This window comes from Streptomyces boninensis (assembly GCF_048572725.1).
In the GTDB taxonomy this organism is placed as follows: Bacteria; Actinomycetota; Actinomycetes; order Streptomycetales; family Streptomycetaceae; genus Streptomyces; species Streptomyces boninensis.
Genome location: NZ_CP183837.1, coordinates 5,321,086 through 5,327,500 on the forward strand (window position 1 = coordinate 5,321,086; position 6,415 = coordinate 5,327,500).

7 protein-coding genes and 2 pseudogenes (1 of these 9 cut by a window edge) are annotated in these 6,415 nt (G+C 71.7%); 6 read left to right on the forward strand and 3 right to left on the reverse strand.

Features of this window, described 5'->3' with window-relative positions; all coding sequences use genetic code 11:
• Positions 1-367 precede the first annotated feature (367 nt).
• The 3 genes and pseudogenes from ACNNMR_RS24250 to ACNNMR_RS24260 all read left to right on the forward strand — a co-directional run.
• Positions 368-478, forward strand: a pseudogene (locus tag ACNNMR_RS24250) (hypothetical protein); the annotation flags it as partial.
• 263 nt (positions 479-741) lie between these two features.
• Positions 742-939, forward strand: a pseudogene (locus ACNNMR_RS24255) (sensor histidine kinase); the annotation flags it as partial.
• Between the two features lie 15 nt (positions 940-954).
• Positions 955-1,419, forward strand: a complete 465-nt coding sequence (locus ACNNMR_RS24260) for a hypothetical protein (protein ID WP_420000665.1) — start codon at positions 955-957, stop codon at positions 1,417-1,419.
• A 4-nt stretch (positions 1,420-1,423) separates the two neighbouring features.
• Here the strand turns inward: ACNNMR_RS24260 and ACNNMR_RS24265 are convergent, their stop codons facing one another.
• Positions 1,424-1,930 carry an SRPBCC family protein gene (locus ACNNMR_RS24265; RefSeq protein ID WP_419996796.1) on the reverse strand — a complete coding sequence of 169 codons (507 nt, stop codon included), beginning with the start codon at positions 1,928-1,930 and terminating at the stop codon, positions 1,424-1,426.
• A 71-nt stretch (positions 1,931-2,001) separates the two neighbouring features.
• Positions 2,002-2,592, reverse strand: a complete 591-nt coding sequence (locus tag ACNNMR_RS24270; protein ID WP_419996797.1) for a TetR/AcrR family transcriptional regulator — start codon at positions 2,590-2,592, stop codon at positions 2,002-2,004.
• A 169-nt stretch (positions 2,593-2,761) separates the two neighbouring features.
• On the opposite strand from ACNNMR_RS24270, the gene ACNNMR_RS24275 reads away from it, so the two are divergent.
• The 3 genes from ACNNMR_RS24275 to ACNNMR_RS24285 all read left to right on the forward strand — a co-directional run bounded on the left by ACNNMR_RS24275 (position 2,762) and on the right by ACNNMR_RS24285 (position 5,839).
• Entirely contained in the window at positions 2,762-3,586 is an 825-nt protein-coding gene (locus ACNNMR_RS24275) for an ABC transporter ATP-binding protein (RefSeq protein ID WP_419996798.1), read from the forward strand.
• Between the two features lie 5 nt (positions 3,587-3,591).
• Positions 3,592-4,899, forward strand: coding sequence for an FtsX-like permease family protein (locus ACNNMR_RS24280; RefSeq protein ID WP_419996799.1), 1,308 nt, complete (start codon positions 3,592-3,594; stop codon positions 4,897-4,899).
• A 157-nt stretch (positions 4,900-5,056) separates the two neighbouring features.
• Complete coding sequence (locus tag ACNNMR_RS24285; RefSeq protein ID WP_419996800.1) at positions 5,057-5,839, forward strand: DUF4097 family beta strand repeat-containing protein; 783 nt, start codon at positions 5,057-5,059, stop codon at positions 5,837-5,839.
• 133 nt (positions 5,840-5,972) lie between these two features.
• On the opposite strand, the gene trpS is transcribed toward ACNNMR_RS24285, so the two are convergent.
• On the reverse strand, positions 5,973-6,415 hold the final stretch of the coding sequence (trpS, locus tag ACNNMR_RS24290) for a tryptophan--tRNA ligase (RefSeq protein ID WP_419996801.1). It continues 559 nt past the right edge of the window; 443 of the gene's 1,002 nt are visible here — the last part of the coding sequence; the start codon falls outside the window, past its right edge; its stop codon occupies positions 5,973-5,975.

The following is a 6,415-nucleotide window of genomic DNA, read 5'->3' on the forward strand; positions in this document are numbered from 1 at the left end:
CGCCCTGGGGCTCGCCGCGACCCCCGAGCTGTTCACGAACAACTACGTACTCGCCCAGGTCGCCCTGTCCTTCCTCCTCGGCCGCCGCGCCGCCGGCACCCGCGGGCCGATGGTGCTGTTCACCGCGGTCGCCGTGACCGGGCTCGTGCTGCTGGCGGTCATCCCGGGGGCGAGCGTCCCCGGCTGGGGCACGCTGATGCTCACGCTGCTGTTCGGCAGCGTGCTGCCGTGGCTCCTCGGCCGGTACGCCCGCCAGCAGGCCGAGCTCGTACGCACCGGATGGGAGCTCGCCGAACGCCTGGAGCGCGAACAGGAGCTGGTCGCCGACCGGATGCGGCTGCGCGAGCGCTCCCGCATCGCGGGCGACATGCACGACTCCCTCGGCCACGAACTCGGCCTCATCGCCCTGCGCGCCGCCGCCCTGCAGGTCAGCCCGCGCTTGGACGACGCCGACCGCGAGTCCGCCGCCGAGCTCCGCGAGGCCGCCGCGACCGCCACCGAACGGCTCCGCGAGATCATCGGCGTGCTGCGCGAGGACGGCGAGGAGGCGCCCGTACACCCGGCGGACGAGACCGTGGAAGCCCTGGTCAAACGGGCCAGCGACTCCGGGATGGCGGTCACGCTGGAGCAGCGCGACGAGAGCGAGGGCGGCGGGGGCGGGGACGACGGGGGCGAGGGCGGCGGGGGCGGCACCGCCGCCCCGCCCCTCCCGCCCATGGCCGACCGCGCATCTACCGCGTCATCCAGGAAGCCCTCACCAACGCCGCCAAGCACGCCCCGGGCGCCGCCGTCACCATCACCCTCCGCCGTACGCCCGACACCGCCGACGTCACGGTCGCCAACGGCCCGCCCCCCGCCGGCCCCCTCCCGTCCGCGGCGGTCTCCGGCGGCTACGGCCTCGTCGGCCTCGACGAGCGCGTCCGCCTCGCCGGCGGCACGCTCCATGCACAGCCTGTGGACAGCGGCACGGGATTCGAGGTCACCGCCAGCCTCCCGGTCGCCCCGGGCGCCGCCGCCACCCCGCCCCGCGAGTACGTCTCCCAGCGCGAACTGGCCGCCGCCCGCCGCCGGGTCCGCCGCGGCATCCTCGACGCCATCTGGATCCCGATCGCGGGCACGATCGTGCTCGCGGTGCTGCTGTTCGGCTTCAGTGTCTACACCTCGTACCGCTCGGTGCTCGACGCCGACACGTACGACAGCCTGCGCATCGGCCAGCCGAAGGACGCGGTCGAGCAGCGCCTCCCCGCCTACCAGGCGGAGGACGGCGGCCGTCCCGAACACGTCCCGCAGGACCCCGCCGGCACCGACGAGTGCCGCTTCTACCGCACCTCCGCGTGGAGCATGGACCCGGTCTACCGGCTGTGCTTCACCGACGGCCGCCTGACCCACAAGGGCAAGGTGGACGCGGACGCCCCCTGAGGCCTCAGCCCTCCAGATGCGCCTTGAGCCGCTCCAGGGTCGTAGCGATATGCGTCCCGTTGGCCCCGGGCCGGTTCACGATCCCGGTGATCATGATCGCCGCGGGGATGAACCACAGCGGCACCCGCAGCCAGTTCGTCTCGGTGACCGTGCAGCCGTCCTCACCCTCGCCATCGCCCGCCGGCGCGATGTCGTACTGCCAGCGGGAGATGGGAATGCCGGGCGGCCCGGCGGTCACCTCGAAGGCGAAGCGCCGGTCGGGCTCGGCGTCGGTGATACGGCAGGTGGTGACCCACCGCCGGACGCCGTTGCGGTTGCGCCCGCGGAAGCGGGCTCCGACGGCGGCGCCGGTCGCGCCGTCCGCCCACTCGGCCGCGTACGCCTCGGCGGTGAAGCGGGAGAGGGCGGGCGGGTCGCTGATGATGCGGTACGCCGCCGACGGGGTGGAGCGGATGGTGACGGAGCCGGTGGCGGCGGGCTCAGGGAAGCGGGGTATGTGCAGTCTTTGCATTGGACGTGCCTCCTCCGCGTTGATGTAATCGCCGATTACATCGCGAAGTTACTGGCTGGGTTACTGGCGAGTCAATGCCCGTCCGGGGCATACGTGTTGAGCACCTGCTCCGCCAGCGACTCCGCCCGCTCCACCGGCAGAAACCCGTCCACGATCATCTGCGCCAGCCCGTAAACGAGCGCCTGCGCCCCGAGCGTCACCACCTCCGGATCCCCGGGCGGCAGCTCCCCGTCCCGCTGCGCCGCCACCACCAGACCGGCCAGCACCTCGTCCAACTCGCCCAGCCGCGGCCGCAGTTCCGCGGGCTGCTCCGCCGCGAACACCGCCGACCGCAGCAACGAGAACCGATGCGGATGCCGGATCGCGTACCGCACGAACCCGAGCCCGAACGCCCGCATCACCGGCTCCCCGGCCGCGGCCGCCTCCGCCGCCTGCCCGGCCTGCCACTGCGCGAAGTCCTCCAGCACCCAGCCGGTCACCGCGGTCAGCAGCGCCCGCCGGTCGGCGAAGTGCCGGAACGGCGCCCCCGGCGACACCCCGGCCCGGCGCGCCACCTCCCGTACCCGCACCGCCTCCGCGCCGCCCTCGTCGAGCAGCTCGAGCGCCGCGGCGACCAGCGCCGACGGCAGCGAGCCATGGTGATAACCGGAGCGCTGCTGCATGCCCGAGTGCTACCACAATCGACACGGGAGCAGGGGGCTCACCCCAGCCAGGGGGTACACAAAAGTCCACCCCCCACTGGGGTCGTGCGCCCAATGCCCGCGCCGATCACCGTCCGTAACTTCTTAAGCGAGGCACAGAGAGTGCCCCGCTGACGAGGAGTTGAAGACCATGTTCGGTAGCAAGGCACGTAAGGAGCGCAAGATCCGCGGCCAGGCCACGGCGGCCGGCGAGGCGCTCCGCCTGGTCAAGGTGACCAAGTCCTACGGCGAAGCCGACAGCGCCGTCACCGCCCTCGACGGCGTGACGCTCAGCCTCCCCGCCGGCACCTTCACGGCGGTGATGGGCCCGTCCGGCTCCGGAAAGTCCACCCTGCTCCAGTGCGCGGCCGGCCTGGACCGCCCCGACAACGGCATCGTCATGGTCGACGGCACGGAAATGACCGGCGGCACCGAGGCCGAGCTGACGAAGTTCCGCCGCGGCCGCATCGGCTTCATCTTCCAGCAGTACAACCTGCTGCCGACCCTCAACGTCCTGCAGAACACCGTCCTCCCGCTGAAGCTCGCAGGCCGCCGCATCAACCGCGCCCACGCCCGCGACATCCTCGCCCGCGTCGGCCTCGGCGACCGCGTCGGCCACCGCCCCGACCAGCTCTCCGGCGGCCAGGCCCAGCGCGTCGCCATCGCCCGCGCCCTGGTCACCGAGCCCAGCGTGGTCTTCGCCGACGAGCCCACCGGCGCCCTGGACACCCGCAGCGCCCGCGAGGTCCTGCGGCTCCTCCAGGAGGCGGTACGGGTCCACGGCCGCACCGTCGTCATGGTCACCCACGACCCGGTCGCCGCCTCGTACGCCGACTCGGTGCTCTTCCTCGCCGACGGCCGCCTCGCCGGCCGGATGGACCGCCCCACCGCCGACGCCGTGGCCGAGCGCATGGCCCACCTCGGCGACATCTACGAGTCCTCGAACGACACCGCCTACGTCCCCACTGGAGTGTGACGACGATGTTCTCCCTGGCCCTGCGCTCCATCCGCAAGCGCCCAGGCCGCTTCGCGGCCACCCTGCTCGCCGCCTTCCTCGGCGCCGCGATCATCATGACCTTCAACTCGATGCACGACACCGCGGGCGCCACAGGCGTCGACAAGGTCAGCTCCGAGTCCCTCTCCACCGCGGCCGCGGTCGTCGGCGGCTACGGCTCGCTCCTGGTCTTCTTCGCCATCGCCTCGACCCTCACGGTCAACGTCCGCCAGCGCGAACGCGAAATCGACCTCCTCCGCTCGGCAGGCGCCACCCCGGCCCAGATCAAGCGCATGATCGTGGTCGAGGCGGCGGTCGTCGCACTGCTGGGCGCCGCCCTCGCCATCGCCCCCGCGATGCTCGCCGGCAACGCCCTGCTCGACCTCTTCAAGGACAGCGGCCAGGTCAAGGACTCGGTCGACTACTCCTTCGGCGCGATCGCCATGTCCTCCGGCGTGAACATCACCCTCCTCGCCTCCGTCGGCGCCGCCTTCCTGGCCGTACGCAGGGCGACGAAGGCCCACGAGAAGAAGACCCAGCGCACCCGCCTGCGCACCTGGTCCGGCTACGCGGCCATCGCTCTCGGCGCCGCAATGTGCGTCACCACCTTCGCCATTGGCGAGGACGCAGGACCCGAGGCCATGGCACCCCCCGCGTACGGCGCGATCATGCTCTCGGTCGGCTTCGCGGTCTTCTCCCCGCGCCTCCTCGCCGCCCTGGTCGGCAAGTCCGGCGACCTGAGCCTCACGGCGGCGAACCTCCGCCACCGCACCGCCCAGCTCTCCGGCGTCCTGATGCCGCTGATCCTCTTCGTTGGCATCAGCACGGCCACCCTCTACATGCAGGCGATCGAGAACGACCACATCAAGCAGTCCGGCATCGCCAAGACGGTCGAGGACAAGCAGCTCGAGACCCTCAACTTCGTCGTCGTCGGCATCATCGCCGCCTTCGCCTGCGTCATGCTGATCAACACCCTGTACGCGTCGACGACCTACCGAGGCCAGGAGTTCGGCCAGCAGCGACTGGCGGGCGCCACACCGGGGCAGGTCCTGCGCACGGTCGGCGCGGAGTCGGCGGTCCTGGCGGCCACCGGCATCCTCTTCGGCACCATCGCCGCCGTGGCCGGCATCGTCCCCTTCGCCCTGGCCCGTACGGACTCGATGCCGCAGCAGGGCCTGGGCATCTGGTTCGCGGTGGCGGGCGTGGCGGTGGCCGCAACGATGGTCACGAGCGTGGCCACGGCGGCGCGCCGGCTGCGTACCCCCGCGGTGGAGGCGGTGGCGCTGGCGGCGTGAAGAACCCGGAATCCAGCTCGCATACGGCACCGACCCCCCGGCCCAGAGGGAATCCAACCCTTAGGGACCCCCGGGGGGTTAGCCCTACCCCGGGTCCCCGCCCGCCCGGTAGCCCACCGCATTCCGCCGCAACCAGCCGCTTTCTACCGTCGAAGGCATGATGTCGAAGCCGTCAAAGCCAGTCCTGCGCACCACACTCGCCGCCGTGGCGGCCATCACCGTGGCGGCGGTCGCCGCCTCCTGCACCACGGTCGGCGACGGCAAGGCCGAACACCGCACCTTCACCCTCCCGTCCGACGCCAGGCAGCTGACGATCGACACCGACGACAGCAACCTCACCCTCGTACCCGCGGAGGACGCGAAGACGAAGGACGTGCGGGTCACGCGCTGGTTCAAGGCCAAGAAGTGGAACGGCACCACCAGGACCAACTGGTCCATCGACGGCTCCACCCTCCGCCTGAAGACCAAGTGCAGCGGCGTGATCGTCGACTGCGACTCCCGCCACAAGGTCGAGATCCCCCAGGGCCTGAACGTCAAGGTGAACGGCCGCGACGGCACGGTCCGCGCCTCCGGCCTCGACACAAAGCTCGACATCCACACCCAGGACGGCTCAATCAAGATCGACAACCCGAAGGCCCCCCTCTCCCTGCACAGCAGGGACGGCTCGGTGACGGCCAAGGGCATCACCACCCCGACCGTCCGCGCAACGACAAATGACGGCAGCCTCCACCTGGCCTTCGCCTCGACCCCCGACCGAGTACAGACAAGCTCCCGCGACGGCAGCACCACGCTGGAGCTGCCGGCCGACGGCCCGTACCGCATCGCCACAAAGCTCCGCGACGGCAACCGCACAATCGACGTACCACGCTCGGACAGCAGCAGACACGCGATCGACTCGCGGGCGAACGATGGATCGATCACGATCCGCGGGGTGGGGTGAGGGAGGGGACGCCCGCCGCCCGGCAGACCAAAGGCACCCCGCCCCCCGCCAGCACAGTCCCCGCCCTCCCGGGGGCCACGCCCCTTCCAGGCTATCGGCGCCCCCCGACATCGCCCCGAGTTATCCACAGCCCCTACCGCGCCAGCAGCCCAATCGCCGCATACGCCGCATCCACCCGCGGATGAGCCAGCTCCCGCGCCCGCGACGCCCCCTCCCGCAGTACCCCCTCCACATACCCGGGGTCCCGCGACAGCTCCCGATACCGCTCCTGCAGCGGCCGCAGCCGCTCGATCACGGCCGCCGCCACATCCTTCTTCAGCGCCCCGTACGAGTCGTACTCCCCGGCCAGCTCCTCGGGCCGCCCACCGGCACACGCGGCCAGCACATCCAGCAGATTGCTGACTCCAGGCTTCTTCTCCCGGTCGTACGCGACATCGCTCGCGCTGTCCGTCACCGCCCGCATCACCTTCCGCCGCACGGCTTCAGGCTCATCCAGCAGAAAGACGACCCCCGCCCCGGCCCCACCCTCCTCCGACTTGCTCATCTTGGCGGCCGGCTCCTGCAGATTCATGATCC